The organism is Sandaracinus amylolyticus, from assembly GCF_021631985.1.
In the GTDB taxonomy this organism is placed as follows: domain Bacteria; phylum Myxococcota_A; class Polyangia; order Polyangiales; family Sandaracinaceae; genus Sandaracinus; species Sandaracinus amylolyticus_A.
Genome location: NZ_CP070225.1, coordinates 3,760,724 through 3,775,220, shown reverse-complemented (window position 1 = coordinate 3,775,220; position 14,497 = coordinate 3,760,724). Strand labels below are relative to the sequence as shown.

At 72.1% G+C, this 14,497-nt stretch carries 17 protein-coding genes and 1 pseudogene; 5 read left to right on the top strand and 13 right to left on the bottom strand.

The window, feature by feature from the left end; translation table 11 throughout:
- Window positions 1-60: 60 nt before the first annotated feature.
- A complete protein-coding gene (locus tag I5071_RS15695; protein ID WP_236606266.1) occupies window positions 61-957 on the top strand; it encodes an alpha/beta hydrolase in 897 nt (298 codons plus the stop codon).
- Here the strand turns inward: I5071_RS15695 and I5071_RS15690 are convergent.
- The 13 genes and pseudogenes from I5071_RS15690 to I5071_RS46990 form a co-directional block, all read right to left on the bottom strand.
- Window positions 936-1,820, bottom strand: coding sequence for an aldo/keto reductase (locus I5071_RS15690; protein WP_236606265.1), 885 nt, complete (start codon window positions 1,818-1,820; stop codon window positions 936-938). The two genes, I5071_RS15695 and I5071_RS15690, sit on opposite strands and share 22 nt — an antisense overlap.
- Complete coding sequence (locus I5071_RS15685) at window positions 1,817-3,208, bottom strand: vWA domain-containing protein (protein WP_236606264.1); 1,392 nt, start codon at window positions 3,206-3,208, stop codon at window positions 1,817-1,819. Before I5071_RS15685 ends, I5071_RS15690 begins: the two co-directional genes overlap by 4 nt.
- Before the next feature lie 57 nt (window positions 3,209-3,265).
- On the bottom strand, window positions 3,266-3,775 hold the full coding sequence (locus I5071_RS15680) for a M23 family metallopeptidase (RefSeq protein ID WP_236606263.1): 510 nt from the start codon (window positions 3,773-3,775) through the stop codon (window positions 3,266-3,268).
- Window positions 3,776-3,835: 60 nt separating this feature from the next.
- A complete protein-coding gene (locus I5071_RS15675; RefSeq protein ID WP_236606262.1) occupies window positions 3,836-4,771 on the bottom strand; it encodes a DnaJ C-terminal domain-containing protein in 936 nt (311 codons plus the stop codon).
- 63 nt (window positions 4,772-4,834) lie between these two features.
- Window positions 4,835-5,065, bottom strand: a complete 231-nt coding sequence (locus I5071_RS46620) for a hypothetical protein (protein ID WP_268921232.1) — start codon at window positions 5,063-5,065, stop codon at window positions 4,835-4,837.
- The gene (locus I5071_RS15665; RefSeq protein WP_236606261.1) at window positions 5,062-6,540 is read right to left on the bottom strand and encodes a sensor histidine kinase; all 1,479 of its coding nucleotides are present in this window, start codon (window positions 6,538-6,540) and stop codon (window positions 5,062-5,064) included. Before I5071_RS15665 ends, I5071_RS46620 begins: the two co-directional genes overlap by 4 nt.
- A 65-nt stretch (window positions 6,541-6,605) precedes the next feature.
- Window positions 6,606-7,304: a response regulator transcription factor gene (locus I5071_RS15660; protein WP_236606260.1), complete on the bottom strand. Its 699-nt coding sequence runs from the start codon at window positions 7,302-7,304 to the stop codon at window positions 6,606-6,608.
- The gene (locus I5071_RS15655; RefSeq protein WP_236606259.1) at window positions 7,301-7,990 is read right to left on the bottom strand and encodes a hypothetical protein; all 690 of its coding nucleotides are present in this window, start codon (window positions 7,988-7,990) and stop codon (window positions 7,301-7,303) included. Before I5071_RS15655 ends, I5071_RS15660 begins: the two co-directional genes overlap by 4 nt.
- On the bottom strand, window positions 7,987-8,652 hold the full coding sequence (locus I5071_RS15650) for a hypothetical protein (RefSeq protein ID WP_236606258.1): 666 nt from the start codon (window positions 8,650-8,652) through the stop codon (window positions 7,987-7,989). Before I5071_RS15650 ends, I5071_RS15655 begins: the two co-directional genes overlap by 4 nt.
- The gene (locus tag I5071_RS15645; protein ID WP_236606257.1) at window positions 8,649-9,239 is read right to left on the bottom strand and encodes a hypothetical protein; all 591 of its coding nucleotides are present in this window, start codon (window positions 9,237-9,239) and stop codon (window positions 8,649-8,651) included. Before I5071_RS15645 ends, I5071_RS15650 begins: the two co-directional genes overlap by 4 nt.
- Before the next feature lie 89 nt (window positions 9,240-9,328).
- Window positions 9,329-9,667, bottom strand: a complete 339-nt coding sequence (locus I5071_RS15640) for a hypothetical protein (RefSeq protein ID WP_236606256.1) — start codon at window positions 9,665-9,667, stop codon at window positions 9,329-9,331.
- 133 nt (window positions 9,668-9,800) lie between these two features.
- Window positions 9,801-11,027, bottom strand: a complete 1,227-nt coding sequence (locus I5071_RS15635; protein ID WP_236606255.1) for a hypothetical protein — start codon at window positions 11,025-11,027, stop codon at window positions 9,801-9,803.
- A 57-nt stretch (window positions 11,028-11,084) separates the two neighbouring features.
- Window positions 11,085-11,156 (bottom strand): annotated as a pseudogene (locus I5071_RS46990) (zinc-ribbon domain-containing protein); the annotation flags it as partial.
- A gap of 325 nt (window positions 11,157-11,481) precedes the next feature.
- Here I5071_RS46990 and nuoE point away from each other — a divergent pair.
- The 4 genes from nuoE to nuoK are packed head-to-tail and all read left to right on the top strand — an operon-like array spanning window position 11,482 to window position 14,476.
- Window positions 11,482-12,027: an NADH-quinone oxidoreductase subunit NuoE gene (gene nuoE, locus I5071_RS15630; RefSeq protein WP_236606254.1), complete on the top strand. Its 546-nt coding sequence runs from the start codon at window positions 11,482-11,484 to the stop codon at window positions 12,025-12,027.
- Window positions 12,028-12,055: 28 nt separating this feature from the next.
- Window positions 12,056-13,450: an NADH-quinone oxidoreductase subunit NuoF gene (gene nuoF, locus I5071_RS15625; RefSeq protein WP_236606253.1), complete on the top strand. Its 1,395-nt coding sequence runs from the start codon at window positions 12,056-12,058 to the stop codon at window positions 13,448-13,450.
- Complete coding sequence (locus tag I5071_RS15620) at window positions 13,447-14,151, top strand: NADH-quinone oxidoreductase subunit J (protein WP_236606252.1); 705 nt, start codon at window positions 13,447-13,449, stop codon at window positions 14,149-14,151. Before nuoF ends, I5071_RS15620 begins: the two co-directional genes overlap by 4 nt.
- A 16-nt stretch (window positions 14,152-14,167) precedes the next feature.
- A complete protein-coding gene (gene nuoK, locus I5071_RS15615; RefSeq protein WP_236606251.1) occupies window positions 14,168-14,476 on the top strand; it encodes an NADH-quinone oxidoreductase subunit NuoK in 309 nt (102 codons plus the stop codon).
- Window positions 14,477-14,497 lie beyond the last annotated feature (21 nt).

The window sequence follows — 14,497 nt, the reverse complement described above, 5'->3', positions numbered from 1 at the left end:
AACGGTGCAGCATTCGCTCGGCGCTGGATCTCGGCGCGGGTCGCTCTCCAGAATCGGCGAATGCGTCGCCGCTCCCTGCTCGTCTCGCTCGCGCTCGCGTCGCTCGTCGCGGGCTGTGCGTCGTTCCCGCAGAGGCTCGAGCGCACGACCGTTCGCAGCACCGCGCTGCGCGACACCTACGCGGAGTACGCGGTCTACGTGCCGCCCGACTTCACGCAGGACGAGCGCCTGCCGCTCGTGCTCTTCCTCCACGGCGGCGGCGACGGACCGGACTGCTTCGATCGCCACGGCGTCTCGGAGCGCCTCGATCGGGGCATGCGCGATGGATCGATCCCGCGCGCGGTGATCGCGATCCCGCAGGGCGATCTCGGGTTCTGGGCGAACTGGTACGACGGCTCGCGCAGCTACGAGGACTGGGCGGTGGACGAGGTGCTGCCGCGCGTCGCGCGCCGTCATCACACCCAGGCGTGCCCCGAGGGCTGTCATCTCATGGGCGTCTCGATGGGCGCGGAGGGCGCGATCCGCATCGCGATGCATCGTCCCGGCGCGTTCGCGAGCGTGACGTCGATCAGCGGGCCCTCGATGGACACCGAGCGACGGATCTCGTTCACGAACGATCGGCTGGTGAGCACGTTCGTCCCGACGCTGCACGTGTTCGGTCCGACCGAGCCGCGCTCGCGCGTGGAGCGCGACGATCCGTTCGTGCAGTGGCGCACGCCCGACGCGCTCGGTCGCACGCGGCTGATGATCGCGTGGGCGTCGCAGGATCGCGACATCGTGCGCGAGGGCGGCGAGGCGCTGCACGCGCACCTCGATCAGCACGGCGTGCAGCACGTCGCGCACGTGTTCGAGGGAGAGCACGGCTGGGACGCGTGGGCGCCGGTGATCGAAGAAGCGCTGCGCGTGCAGCTCGGCGCGGGACAGCTGCAGCAGGCTCAGATCACGCCGCGCCAGTGATCGTCGCGGGCGCGGAACGCATCGCGGATCGCGAGGACGTGATCGGGATCGAGCGGCCCGCGTGACGCGGCGTCGAGGGAGCGAGCGAGGTTGTCGAGGCTCGACGTCCCGACGATCGCGCTCGACACGCCGGGCGCGAACGCGGTGAAGCGCAGCGCGAGCTCGGGCCACGGGACGCCGCGCGGATCGATCGACATCGCGCGCAGGCGATCGAAGTAGGTCGCGGTGTCGGGCGCGTCGGGGCGATGCTCGAGCGCGAACGCGGCGTTGGCGAGCGGGCGCTTCGCGAGCACGCCGATGCCGCGCTCGACGGCGCGTGGGAGCGTGTGATCGAGCACGCGCTGGTCCGCGATGCTCACGCTGTGCTGCACGACGTCGAACGCGCCCGAGTCGATCGCCCACGCGAGCTCTTCGTTCTCGCCCGAGTAGCCCGCGCATCGGATCTTCCCGGCGCGCCTCGCGTCGTGCAGCGCGTCGATCACGTCCCGTCGCTCGAGCACGTCGCGCGGGCACGAGTGGAGGAACACGAGCTCGATGCGATCGGTGCGCAGGCGACCGAGCGCGTTCTCGATGCCGCGCCGCACGCACTCGCCGGTCCAGTCGGGCACTCCGTCGACGCCGTAGCCGACCTTGGTCGAGAGCACGTACGCGTCGCGCCGGGTCGCGAGCAGCCGACCGATGCGCTCCTCCGAGAGCCCGTACGAGCGAGCGGTGTCGACCAGCGTGACGCCCCGATCGATCGCGCCGTGCAGCAGTCGCTCGACCTCGCGCTCGTCCTGCGCCGGATCTCCGATGCGACCCGCGCCGAGGCCGACGCTCGAGACCTCGAGGCCGGTGCGACCGAGCGCGCGTCGTGCGATCACAGCGGGCCTTGTAGCACGCGCATCGCGCGCTCGTGCTCGGTGCGGATCGCGCGCGGCGCTTCCTCCGCGGCCGCTTCGGGAGGCGGTGCGCTCGCCGGGGCGGCGCTCGGTGCGGCGACGCTCGGCAGGTACATCTCGACGCTGCGCATGCCCTGCGCCTGCGCGGCGAGCGACGAGTCGCCGCTGCTCTGCGCCTCGGCCTCGGCGCGCAGCGCGGCCTGCGCGAGGATGACGCGCGCCTCCTCGAGCTCGCCACCACGCGCGAGACGGATCGCTTCGACCGTGACCGCGGCCGCCATCATGCGCGCCGCGTCGCGCTCCACCGACTCGTCGCGACCGCGCGCGAGGTCCGCCTCGTCGGCGGTCGCGCGCGCACCGAGGAAGAGACGGCGCTCGAGGCGTCCCGCCTCCGCGACGGCATCGTCGAACGTGAGCACCGCGTCCATCAGCTCGACCATCGCGCCCGAGCGACGACCTTCTGCGCGCAGCCGCACGATCACGTCTCGCGTCTCGCCCTCGGCGACGTCGCCGAGCGACACGCGCACCGAGCCGTCCATGCCGACCTGCGGCTGACCGACGACGCTCTCCACGCGCACGCCCGGGCCGGGGCGGATCTCGATCGAGAGATTGCGCGCGAGCACGTGGCGCATGCGGAGCACCTCGTCCTGGAAGACGCGCGCGACGGCGCTCGACTCCTCGACGAAGTGGAATCTTCCTCCACTTCGCTGGGCGATCGCGGCGAGCAGCGTCTCGTCGTACTCGGTGCCGAGACCGAGCGCGGTGATCGCGATCCCGCGCTCGCCCGCGGCCTGCGCGAGCGGCTCGATCGTCGTGGGATCGTTGGGCACGCCGTCGCTCAGCAGGACCACGCGGTTGATGCCCTGGGGATCGTAGTGGCGCATCACCTCCTCGAGCCCGGCGCGCATGCCGCCGCCGAGATCGGTGGTGCCGGTCGCGCGCAGCGCCGACACCTGCTCGCGCAGCTCCTCGATGCGCCCGCGATCGATCTGCGTCGAGGGCAGCACGATCTCGGTCGACGAGTGGAACGCGACGACGGCGAGGCGATCGCCGTCCTGCATCGCGTCGAGCAGCGCGGCGGTCGCGGCGCGCGCGTCGTCGATCGGTCGGCCCTCCATCGAGCCCGAGGTGTCGATCACGAGCGCGAGGTTGATCGGCGGGCGATGCAGCCCCTCGGGCGTGACCGTGCCGACGCGGAGCCGCGCGACGATCTCGCTCGACTGCGCGGCGAGCACGAACGTGTTGCCGAGCGTGCCCTCGAGCACGATCGCCTCGGGGTCGTCGCGATCACCGCCGTGCTGCGCGCTCCCACACGCGACCAGCGCGCACGCGACGAGCAGCGATCCGAGCACGCGCATCCATTTCGTCATCCCCAGCCTCCTCCGTGATCCGTGGAGGGCCTGCGACGAGCGAGCGCGCGCGAAGGTCTACCGTCTCGATGCAGTGAATCGACGTGCTGGCAGCAGCGTCACCGGGTCCACTGCCGCGAGCCCGAGCGCGAGCGGTCGCGCCTCGAAGTGCAGGTGCGGCGGCGTGGTGCGCGCGTTTCCGGTGTTGCCCACCGTGCCGAGCACGTCGCCTTCGCGCCCCACCCGACCGACTGCGAGGCCGGGCGCCCACGCGTCGAGGTGCGCGTAGTAGCAGAGCACGCCTCGCCGACCGAGCGTGTGCACCACGCGCCCGCCGAGCGAGAACGTGCCTACGTGGACGACGATCCCGTCGTGCGCCGCGAGGACCGACGTCCCGCGCGCAGCGAAGACGTCGACGCCTTGGTGGCGTCGGCCGCCGGAGCGCGGCGCGCCGAACGTCGAGTGGAACGCGCGGGCTCCCCGGACCGGCGAGCCGAGCGGGACGGGATCGAGGAAGTAGGCGCCGAGCGCGAGGAGCCAGGCGCCGAGAACGAGCGCCGCGAGCGCACGTCCGAGTCGTTTTCGCATGCCCGATCGTTCCGCGCGGCGCGCGCGAGACCGCGGCGAGGGCGAGGAGATTTCGAGGCGTCATCGCGCACGGAACGTGCTCACTTTCTGGAGCTCTTCGAAGAGCTCCTTCTCGCGCGGTCCGAGCGACTCGGGGACGACGATCTGCACCGTCGCGTAGAGGTCGCCGCGCGCGCCGTCCTTGCGGGGATAGCCCTTCTCGCGAAGTCGGATGTTGCGGCCCGACGAGGTGCCGGCCGGGACCTTCAGCCGCACTTCGCCGTCGAGCGTCGCGAGGGGCACCGTCGCGCCGAGGGCGGCCTCCCACGGCGTGATCGGGAGCGTGACGTAGAGATCGTCGCCCTCGAGGCGGTAGCGCGCGTCGGGGACGACCTTCACCTCGAGATAGAGATCGCCGGCCGGCGCGCCCGGGCTGCCCTGGCCGCCCTTTCCCTGGAGGCGGATGCGCTGTCCGGTGCGCACGCCGCCGGGGATGCGGACCGTGAGGCGCTGCGTCTGACCGGTCTCGGGGTCGCGGATGCCGAGGTCGCGCGCGCCGCCCGCGAAGGCGTCGGACACGCCGATCTCCAGCACCGTCTCGCGATCGTCTCCGCGGCGAGGGCCACGCGGGCGACGTCGCGCGCCGCGCATGCCCTCAACCTGTCCGCCGAAGAACTGCTCGAAGATCGATCCGAGATCGTTCGGGTCGAACCCCTGCGCGCCGAAGCCGCCGAGGTCGCCGAAGTCGAAGTGCACGTTCTCGGTGCCGGGCGGGGGTTGCCGGCCTTCGGAGATCGCCTTCCAGGCGGGCCCGTACTTGTCGTAGAGGCTGCGCTTCTCGGGATCCTTGAGGACGTCGTAGGCCTCGTTGATCGACTTGAATCGATCCTCCGCGCCCGGCTCCTTGTTGACGTCCGGATGGTACTGGCGCGCGAGCTTCTTGTACGCCTTCTGCAGCTCGTCTTGAGTGACAGAACGCGAGACACCGAGCGCCTCGTAGTAGTCCTTGTAGCTCACCGGCTGTGTTCTCCGCCCTGATGGGCAAAGGTGTCCACGACACCAACGGACACAAGAGGCGGACTAGGGCGCGCTCGCTTCGATCGCGGGCGGCTCGACCGGCGGCGGCTCCGCCATCGCTCCCTCTTCATCGGGCTCGGCAGGCGCGACGTCACGTACGATCGGCGCGGGCGCAGTCGGCGATGGAGCGGGCGCCGGTTGCGCGCTCGGGCTCGGCGACGACGAAGGTGGGGGCGCGCTCGAGGTCCCGCACGAGGCGAGCGCGGCGAGCACGAGGGCGATCGCGATCCTCACGCGCGCACGCTACCACGCGCTCCGAGCGGCAGCGTGACGACGAAACGCGCGCCCGGCGCGGCGTGCTCGTCGAGGCGCACGCTGCCACCGTGCGCTTCGGCGACGCTCTTCACGATCGAGAGTCCCAGGCCCGTGCCGTTGCGCTCGGCGTCGGTCGTGAAGAAGCGCTCGAAGATGCGCGCGCGATGCTCGGGCGCGACACCCGGGCCGTGATCGCGCACCGCGAGGAGGATCGCGCCGCGCGCGAGCTCCACGGTGATCGTCACCGGCCGACCGGGGGGCGAGAAGCGGATCGCGTTCTCGACGAGGTTGAGCAGCGCGCGCTCGAGGTCGTTCTCGCGGCCGCGCAGCGCGGGCAGCGTCGCGGGCGCGTGCACCTCGACGCGGGGATCGGGGCTCTGCGTGCGCTCGACGACGCGCGCGATCACCGCCGCGAGATCGACGTCGCCCATCGGCTCGCGCGAGGCCTCGATGCGCGAGAGCTCGAGCAGGCGCGAGACCAGGCGATCGAGACGATCGGCGTCGAGCTGGATGTTGCGCAGGAAGCGCTCGCGCGTCTCGGGGTCCTCGGCCGCGCCTTCTCCGAGCAGCTCGGCGGCGCCGCGGATCGAGGTGAGCGGCGACTTGAACTCGTGCGCGACGTCGGCCGCGAACTCCGAGATGTAGCGGAGCCGTCGATCGAGCTGCGCGGTCATGGTCGCGAACGCGTGCGAGAGGTCGCGGATCTCGCCGCTCCCACCGACCGGGACGATCACGTCGCGCTCACCGGCCGCGATGCGGCGCGCGGCGCGCGCGAGGCGCGTGAGCGGGCGCGAGATCGACCACGCGAGCACGAGCGTGAGCAGCGCGGTGAGGAACACCGCGACGCCCATCACGACGGTGAGCCCCGCGCGGATCTTGTAGAGCTCTTCGAGCACCGGCTGGGTGGAGCGCGTGACGTAGATCGCGCCGGTCACGCGGCCGCGATGACGGATCGGCTCGGTGACGAAGAGGATCACCGAGGGATGCTCGGCGCGCAGGCGCGTGTACGCGGAGGGGCGTCCCGCGAGCGCCTCGCGCACCTCGCGTCGGTCGGCGACGAGCGGCCAGCGATCGCCCTCGTCGCTCCATCGCGCCACGCGCGCGCTCGAGCGACGGATGTCGTTGGAGAGGTCGTAGATCTCCTGGGGCACGACGGTGGGCGGGGGCGGCTCGGGGCCCTCGGGTGGGCCCCACGCGTGCGAGTCGATGCGCACCACTGCCTGCTCGTCGAGCACGCGCACGCGGGTGCGTGTGGTGCGCGCCGCGTCGACCAGGATGCGCATCACGCGCGGCGACTCGAGCTCGCGCCCGGTCGCGATCGCATCCTCGGCGATCTCGCGCGCGAGCACCGCTTGGTTGCGCATGTCGCGCTCGAGCGAGAGCAGGAGCTGGCGCTCGTGGACGCGCGCGAACTCGAGCCCCGCCCAGGGCACGAGCAGCACGAGCAGGTTCACGAGGAGCAGGCGCGCGAGGATGCCGCCCGAGATGCGCCTCGTGAGCGTGAGCGGCCCGAGGATCGTCAGGCTCCTGCGGCCTTGTAGCCGACGCCGTGCACCGTCGCGATCGGGTCGCCGCCGAGCGCGCGGAACTTCGCGCGGATGCGCCGCACGTGGGTGTCGATCGTGCGCTCGGTGACGAGGTTGTCGTAGGCGTACGCGCGCTTCATCAGCTGGCCGCGAGAGAGCACGATGCCGGGGCGCTCGATCAGCGCGGCGAGCATGCCGAGCTCGGTGGGCGTGAGCGCGACGAGCTCGCTGCCGTAGCGCACCTCGTGGCGCTCGAGGTCGATCGTGATCGCTCCGTGGCGCAGGCGCGCGCCCTTCGTCGGCGGCGCGGCCGGGCTCTCGGCCGGCGTTTCGATGCGGCGCAGCACCGCCTTCACGCGCGCGACGAGCTCACGCGGCGAGAACGGCTTCGTGAGGTAGTCGTCACCGCCGAGCTCGAGCCCGAGCACACGATCGATCTCGTCGCTGCGCGCCGACAGGAAGAGGATCGGCACCCGCGACGACGCGCGGATCTCGCGGCAGAGCGTGAGGCCGTCGACGTCGGGCAGCATCACGTCGAGCACGACGAGCTCGACGTCGCCCCGCGCGAACGCATCGCGCGCGCCCTTGCCATCACCCGCGACCGTCACGCGATGACCCTCGCGCGCCAGCGCGTACTGCACGACCTCGCGGATGCGAGCCTCGTCGTCGACGACCAGGATGTGACGGCTCAAGCGCGCGCCTCCGCTTCGGTCCGCTCTCGATCTACCACGGACGCGCTCGGGCCTTCCTCGGTCACGTCGAGCGCGGCGCCGAGCCCTTCGACGCGCGCCCAGAGCTCCGAGACGACCTCGTCGGGCGCCGCGCCCGCGACCTGTGCGAGCACGATCTGGCTCCGGAGCGCCTCGAGCGCGCCCTCGAGCTCGACGAGCGCACGATGATCCTGGGTGCGCGCGTGCTCGAGGCGCGCGACTCCGTCGCGGTGCAGGCGCGCGGTCGCGATGGCGCGCGCCGTGGCCCCGCTGCGCTCGAGCTCGATCACGCGCGACTCGGCGGCGCGCAGATCGAACCCCGGTCGCCCGAGCGCATCGTCGAGCCGTGCGATGCGCGTCATCGCGCGATCGATGTCGGCGCGGATACGCGCTGCGGCGTCGCGCGAGAGGAGCGATGCGAGCGCGGTGCTCTCGGCGGCGACGAGCGCCTCGTCGAGCACGGCGTGCAGGCGTCGCGCGATCGGCGCGCGCGGATCGTGGCGCTCGGCCGGTGCCAGCGCGATGGGCGCCCAGAGCGGCCAGAGCGCCCACGCGACGAGCGCCGAGGCGAGGCGCATCGGGAGCGCACCCTGCTGGCGCCGCGCGACCACCGCGGCCGCGATCGCGCCGACCCCGAGATAGAGCGCGAGGAGCTGCAGCGGGCTCATCGCTCGCCCTCGTAGCGGCCGGTCGCGGAGAGGCTCGAGCGCGCCAGCGCGTCGGCGAAGCTGCCCTCGCGGGCACGCACGAACGGGACGTCCTCGGTGCGCGGCCGCACCAGCCAGGGCCGCAGGATCCAGCTCGTCTGACCCGACACGAGCAGGAACACGCTCGCGATCGCGACGGCGCTGGCGAGCTGCGCGAGGCCGTGACCGCCGAGCCCGCGCAGCAACACCGCGAGCGCAGCCACGCCCGAGAGCGCGAACGCGAGCGTCGCGGCGAGCGCGGTCGCGTGATACGCGAGACCGCGATCGATCGCGAGCCAGAGCGCGGGCGCGAGCGCGAAGAGCACCAGCGCGCCGCGCGCCGCCGACGCGAGGCTGAGCGCGACGACGCCGCGGAACGTCCAGCGCTGTCCGAGCGCGACGCCGATCGCGTGGAACGCGGGCACCGCGATCGCGAGGGTCGCGCAGAGCGCGAGTGGGAGCTTCACCGCGGCGTACGCGATCTGCAGCCCACCACGGAACGATCCGACGACGCCACCGAACGCCGCAGCGCCGCACACGATCGCCGCGAGCGAGGTCGCGACCAGCGTGCGGAGCGACTCGCCCTCGGTTGCGCGCCGCGCGGCCTCGGCGGGGCGACGCAGGATGAGCTGCAGCTCGCTCACGATGCACCTCCGAGCAGCACGGGCAGCAGCGCGCCCCAGACCCGCGTCGCGAGCGCGCTCGCGAACACCGCGAACCCGGCGAGCCCGCCGATCGCGAGCGCGCGCGTGCGCAGATCGGCCTCGTCGAGCTCGCGCATGATCTCGCGCAGCACGTGCCCCAGCCCCACGAGCCCTGCGAGCGCGAGACCGCCGCTCGTCGTGAGCGCGGCGGCATCGGCGCTCTCGCTGGTGACGACGAAGAGCGCGATCGCGGGCGCGAGGCCGGCGAGGACGAGCCCGCTCGCACCGATGCCGCGCGTCGCGGCGGCGGCCGTCGCGCGTGGATCGAGCGGCGCATCGGCGAGCGCGAGCAACACGAAGAGGCTCGGCACCCCGAGCGCCACCACCGCGAGCAGCGCGAGCGGCACACCCGCGGCGTGCACCGCCATCGAGAGCGCGCCTCCGCGCGCGCCCATCGCGAGGCCGGCGATCGACGCGAGCGCGAGCCCCATCGCTCCTCGTCGCGCGATCTCCAGCACGTCCTCGCGTGCTCCCTGTTCGCTCGTTCGCGGACCGATCGCCGCGAGATCTCCCGTCGTGCTCGTCATGAGCGCAAGGTCGCGCGCCGCCGAGGAGCACGCGGGGAGGGCGCTTCGAGATCGCGAGGAGAGAACGTGGCGAAATCGTGGCGGCGCGCTCAGTCGCGCACGAGGAACGCGCGCGCTTCGCCCTCGTCGAGCGTGATCAGCTCCCGTTCGCGCGAGCCGCCCTCTTCGTACACCGAGCGACGTTGCTGCATCGCGACGGTCGGCGAGTCGGTCAGCACCGCGCGTCGCACGAACCCGGGCAGCGAGGCCGCCGCGCGACGGAGCTCGGTGAAGAGCGACGCCGACTCGATGTCGAGGGGCGTGAGCCCGCGGAGATCGCCGAGCACCTTGAACGGCTCACCGCCCGTCGCGGCCAGCGCCGACGCATGCGCGCGCGAGAGCGCTCGCATCTGCGGCGCCGTCACCTGGTGCACCAGTCGAAGCGTCATCAACCGCGTCGACGGGTCGAACTCGATGCTCCACATGATTGCTGCTGCCCACGGGACCGGCACCGAGACGAACGCCCGACCAGCTCGTGCGAGCGGGTCGGGCGTCGTTCACTTCGATCGCGAGACGACGCGATCACTGGCAGGCGGCCGGGACCTCGCGGCCGAGCGCCTGCAGGCCGGCACGCCAGCCGTCGATCGCCGACTGACAGCCCGTCTCCGCGCCCGCCGGCATGCTGTTGTACATGCCGCAGTCGACGACGCCGGGCGTGCCCATCGCCGAGAGATACGCGTTGCAGCACTCCGCCGCGCGGCCGCAGACGCCCGCGCCACCGACCGCACCGGGATCCGCCGGGACGGTCGTGCCGTCGGGCGCGACCACCGGCGTCGGCGCGGTCATCGCCGCCATGCCGCCGCAGACGACGTTGTAGACGATGCTGGAGACGCAGCAGAACATGAAGAGCACGCCGCAGCCGATCGCGACGTACTTGCCGGTGTTGCTCTTCGCGGGACCACCCGGCGCCGCGGGCGCTGCGCCCATCGGCGGCTGAGGACCACCCGGCGGGCCCCCACCGAAGCCACCCGGAGGCGGCCCGCCCGGAGGCGCCCCGCCGAAGCCACCGCCCGGAGGCGGGCCACCCGGAGGCGCTCCGAAGCCACCACCCGGGGGTGCGCCGAAGCCACCACCCGGCGGGGGCGTGCCCGGACCACCGCCCGGAGGCGCGCCGAATCCACCACCCGGAGGCGGCGCCCCGAACCCACCACCCGGAGGCGGCGCCCCGAAGCCACCGCCCGGCGGCGGCGTGCCCGGACCACCGCCCGGAGGCGCGCCGAATCCACCACCCGGAGGCGGCGCCCCGAAGCCACCACCCGGAGGCGGCGCGCCGAACCCACCCGGCGCATTGCTGCTCGGAGGCGGCGCTCCGAACCCGCCCGGCGCCTCACTCGGCGGAGGCGCTCCGAATCCACCACCCGGAGGCGGCGCGCCGAAGCCACCGCCCGGCGGCGGCGTGCCCGGGCCACCACCCGGAGGCGCTCCGAATCCACCACCCGGAGGCGGCGCCCCGAAGCCACCACCCGGAGGCGGCGCTCCGAATCCAACACCCGGAGGCGGCGCTCCGAATCCACCACCCGGCGGCGGCGCCCCGAAGCCACCACCCGGAGGCGGTGCTCCCGGAGGCGCGCCCGGCGGCGGCGTCATCGGGCCCAGCATGGTCGCCTGGAAGGCGAGGTTCTGCTTCTGTCCTCCGGCCTCGGGCGGCGGCGCGCCCTGGGGCGGCGGAGGTCCCGGCGGTGCGCCCTGCGGCGGCGGTCCCGGCGGCGCTCCACCCGCGGCCGGCGCTCCCGGCTTCGGCGGCGTCACGCCCGTCATCATCATCGTGCCCTTGAACTTCGAGCCGGCCGCCTTGGGCTTCAGGCCGGTGCCGCACGCGACGCACTGGGTCGCCGTGTCGGTGTTCGGTTTTCCGCAGTTGGGACAGAAGACGGTCACTTGCGCCTCCAGGAGGACCAATGCTTCGTGACTGAGAAGCGTCCCCCTCGCTCGGATCGAAGGTCCCTCGACAGCGCTCCGGGCCTCGATCGCGCCGAAGACTACACGCACGTCGACACCGATGGGAAGCCTGTTCTCGCGCGCGGGCGTCCTCGCTTGACAGCCTCATTGGAGCGGCCTAGCGTCCGCCCGCCCGAAGGCCCCTCTCGCGTTATTTGCGCGAGCGCGCCTCTCGCGAGCGAGCACGAGCTCCGACGAGCCGCGCGACCTCGCGGCAGAGGGCAAGTACTCACTCACCGAGGCGAGTGGCCGGGCACGGAGCACGATGGCTTTCACCCTCTCCGCAGAGCACGAGAAGATCGTCGACGAGCTGATCGCGCGGTACCCCACGAAGCAGGCCGCGTGCATCCCGGTGCTCCACCTCTGCCAGCGCCAGGTCGGCTGGGTCAGCCCCGAGGTGATCGACTACGTCGCGACGCGGCTCGGAATGGCCGCCAGCGAGGTGATGGGCGTCGTCACCTTCTACACGATGTACGCGCAGCATCCGCCCGGGAAGCACACCGTCTGGGTCTGCCGCACGCTCTCGTGCGAGCTGATGGGGGCGAAGACGATCCAGGAGCACCTGGAGCACCGCCTCGGCTGCCACGCCGGCCAGACCAGCGCCGACGGCAACTTCACCCTGAAGAAGGCGGAGTGCCTCGCGGCCTGCGGCTACGGCCCGATGGTCCAGATCGACGACCAGTTCTACGAGAACCTGACCGTCGAGAAGCTCGACGCGCTGCTCGATCGCATCGCGCGGGGCGAGACGCCCACCCAGGAAGAGACCGCCTGGTACCCGAACGCTGCCGCCGCGACGACGAGCGGCAGCTGAGCTCCTTCACGCGACCGGCCGGAGAGTCATGCCGTCGTACCAGAACATCCTCAGCAATCGCTACACGCTGGCTCGCAGCTGGACGCTCGAGGTCGCGGAGCGCGCGGGCGCCTACCAGCAGGCGCGCAAGGCGCTCACCTCGATGACGCCGGATCAGATCAAGGCCGAGGTGAAGGCCGCGAACATCCGTGGTCGCGGCGGCGCCGGCTTCCCTGCGGGCATGAAGTGGGGCTTCCTCGCGCCGAAGAAGGAAGGCCAGGAGGTCTACCTCGTCATCAACGCCGACGAGGGCGAGCCCGGTACCTTCAAGGACCGGACGATCATGGAGAAGGATCCGCACCGCCTCATCGAGGGGTGCATCATCGCCATGTACGCGATCGGCGCGCACAAGTGCTGGATCTACGTGCGCTGCGAGCTGGTCCTCTCGATCGCGCGCCTCGAGGCGGCGATTCGCGAGGCGCACGCGCGCGGGTTCCTCGGCGCGCGCCCGTTCGGCAAGGAGCACGCGCTCGACATCCACGTGCACCCCGGCGCGGGCGCGTACATCTGCGGCGAGGAGACGTCGCTCCTCAACTCGCTCGAGGGCAAGCGCGGCGAGCCGCGCCTCAAGCCGCCGTTCCCGGCGGTGAAGGGCGCCTTCGGCATGCCGACGATCGTCAACAACGTCGAGACGATCTCGGCGGTGCCCGACGTCGTCGCGATGGGCGGCGAGGCCTGGAGCAACATCTCGCTGCTCCCGCCGGAGATGAAGGACGGAGGCACGCGCCTCTACGGCATCAGCGGCCACGTGAAGCGCCCGGGCGTGTACGAAGCGCCGGTCGGCATCACGATGCGCGAGCTCATCTACGACTTCGGCGGCGGGATGCTGCATCCCGATCGCAAGCTGAAGGGCGTCATCCCGGGCGGATCGTCCACGCCGGTCCTGCGCGAGCAGGACAAGGTCGAGGCGAAGGACCCGAAGCACCCGCTCAACAAGTGGCACGGCAAGTCGCACCTCGACCTGCCGATGGCGGTCGACACGTATCGCGGCATCGGCACGATGCTCGGCACCTGCTGCGCGATCGTCATGGACACCTCGGTCTCGATGGTCGAGGCGTCGCGCAACCTGATGAAGTTCTACGCGCACGAGTCGTGCGGCCAGTGCACGCCGTGCCGTGAGGGCACCGGCTGGCTCGCCAACGTGCTCGATCAGATCGCCGCCGGGAAGGGCAAGCCCAGCGACGTCGATCTGCTGGTCGACATCTCGAACAACATGATGGGCAACACGATCTGCGCGCTCGCGGACGGCACGGCGATGCCGATGCTCGCGTTCGTGCGGAAGTTCCGGAAGGAGTTCCTCGAGGCCGCGGAGAAGGGGCTCCCCCAGAGCGCGCGGCTCGACGAGGCGATCCGCTCGCAGCTCGTGCGGCGGGAGGCGGCATGAGCACCAGCGGCGAGCTCCTCTTCCTGATCTGCGGGTTCGCGGCGACGATCGCCGCGGTCCTCACCGTCACGATGCGCAACCCGCTGCGCTCGGCGATCGCGCTGCTCGTGCACGTGATCTCACTGGCGGGTCTGTACCTGACGCTGCACGCGCACCTGCTCGCGGCGATCCAGCTGATCGTCTATGCGGGCGCGATCGTCGTGCTCTTCGTCTTCGTCATCATGCTGATCGGGCCAGGTGCGATGGAGCATCGCTCCGACACGCGCGGCTGGGTGATGAAGACGATCGGCGGCGGGCTGATCGTGCTGTTCGCGGGCGCGATCACGTTCTCGGTCGGCGAGGCGACCGCGCCCGACGTCGCGATCCCGACGTGCGACGGCAGCGACCCGACGTGCCGCGAGTTCGGCAGCGTCGAGGCGGTCTCCTCGGCGATCTACCAGCAGGCCGCGGTGCCCTTCGAGCTCGTGTCGATGCTGCTGCTCGTCGCGATCATCGCGGCGATCGGCACCGCGCGCGGCCGCACCGCGGCGCAGAAGGACGAGGCGGATCCGGTCGAGGCGCGCCGCATGGCGCTGCGCCCGTTCGCGAGCGACCCGACCGCGCCTTCGCTCAACCCGGCGAAGATCTCGACGGTGGTCGGGCAGGGCCCGCTGCACCCGCTCGAGGGTGGCAGCGAGCCCGAAGACCACGAGCACGAGTGAGCAGAGGGAGCAGACGATGGAGATCGGTCTCGGTACCTACCTCGCGCTCGCCGCGGTGCTCTTCGGCATCGGCGCGCTCGGGTTCCTCACCCGCCGCAACATGCTGCTCCAGCTCATGTCGATCGAGATCATGCTGAACTCGGTCAACCTGACGCTGGTCGCGTTCAATCGCTGGAACCCTGCGTCGCACGACGGCCAGGTGTTCGCGTTCTTCGTCATCGCAGTGGCCGCGGCGGAAGCCGCAGTGGGCCTCGCGATCCTGATCAGCCTCTTCCGCCTCAAGAAGTCGGTCGAGAGCGATCGCGCCGACCTGCTTCGTCACTGACGTCTTCGGAGCCGAGAGCCA

Excerpts from the sequence above, each read along its gene's own strand:
- nuoF (WP_236606253.1), top strand. The coding sequence starts at position 12,056 with ATGCCGTCGTACCAGAACATCCTCAGCAATCGCTACACGCTGGCTCGC.
- I5071_RS15645 (WP_236606257.1), bottom strand. The coding sequence starts at position 9,239 with ATGACGAGCACGACGGGAGATCTCGCGGCGATCGGTCCGCGAACGAGC.
- I5071_RS15620 (WP_236606252.1), top strand. The coding sequence starts at position 13,447 with ATGAGCACCAGCGGCGAGCTCCTCTTCCTGATCTGCGGGTTCGCGGCG.
- nuoE (WP_236606254.1), top strand. The coding sequence starts at position 11,482 with ATGGCTTTCACCCTCTCCGCAGAGCACGAGAAGATCGTCGACGAGCTG.
- I5071_RS15640 (WP_236606256.1), bottom strand. The coding sequence starts at position 9,667 with ATGACGCTTCGACTGGTGCACCAGGTGACGGCGCCGCAGATGCGAGCG.
- I5071_RS15695 (WP_236606266.1), top strand. The coding sequence starts at position 61 with ATGCGTCGCCGCTCCCTGCTCGTCTCGCTCGCGCTCGCGTCGCTCGTC.
- I5071_RS15655 (WP_236606259.1), bottom strand. The coding sequence starts at position 7,990 with ATGAGCCCGCTGCAGCTCCTCGCGCTCTATCTCGGGGTCGGCGCGATC.
- nuoK (WP_236606251.1), top strand. The coding sequence starts at position 14,168 with ATGGAGATCGGTCTCGGTACCTACCTCGCGCTCGCCGCGGTGCTCTTC.
- I5071_RS15685 (WP_236606264.1), bottom strand. The coding sequence starts at position 3,208 with ATGACGAAATGGATGCGCGTGCTCGGATCGCTGCTCGTCGCGTGCGCG.
- I5071_RS15680 (WP_236606263.1), bottom strand. The coding sequence starts at position 3,775 with ATGCGAAAACGACTCGGACGTGCGCTCGCGGCGCTCGTTCTCGGCGCC.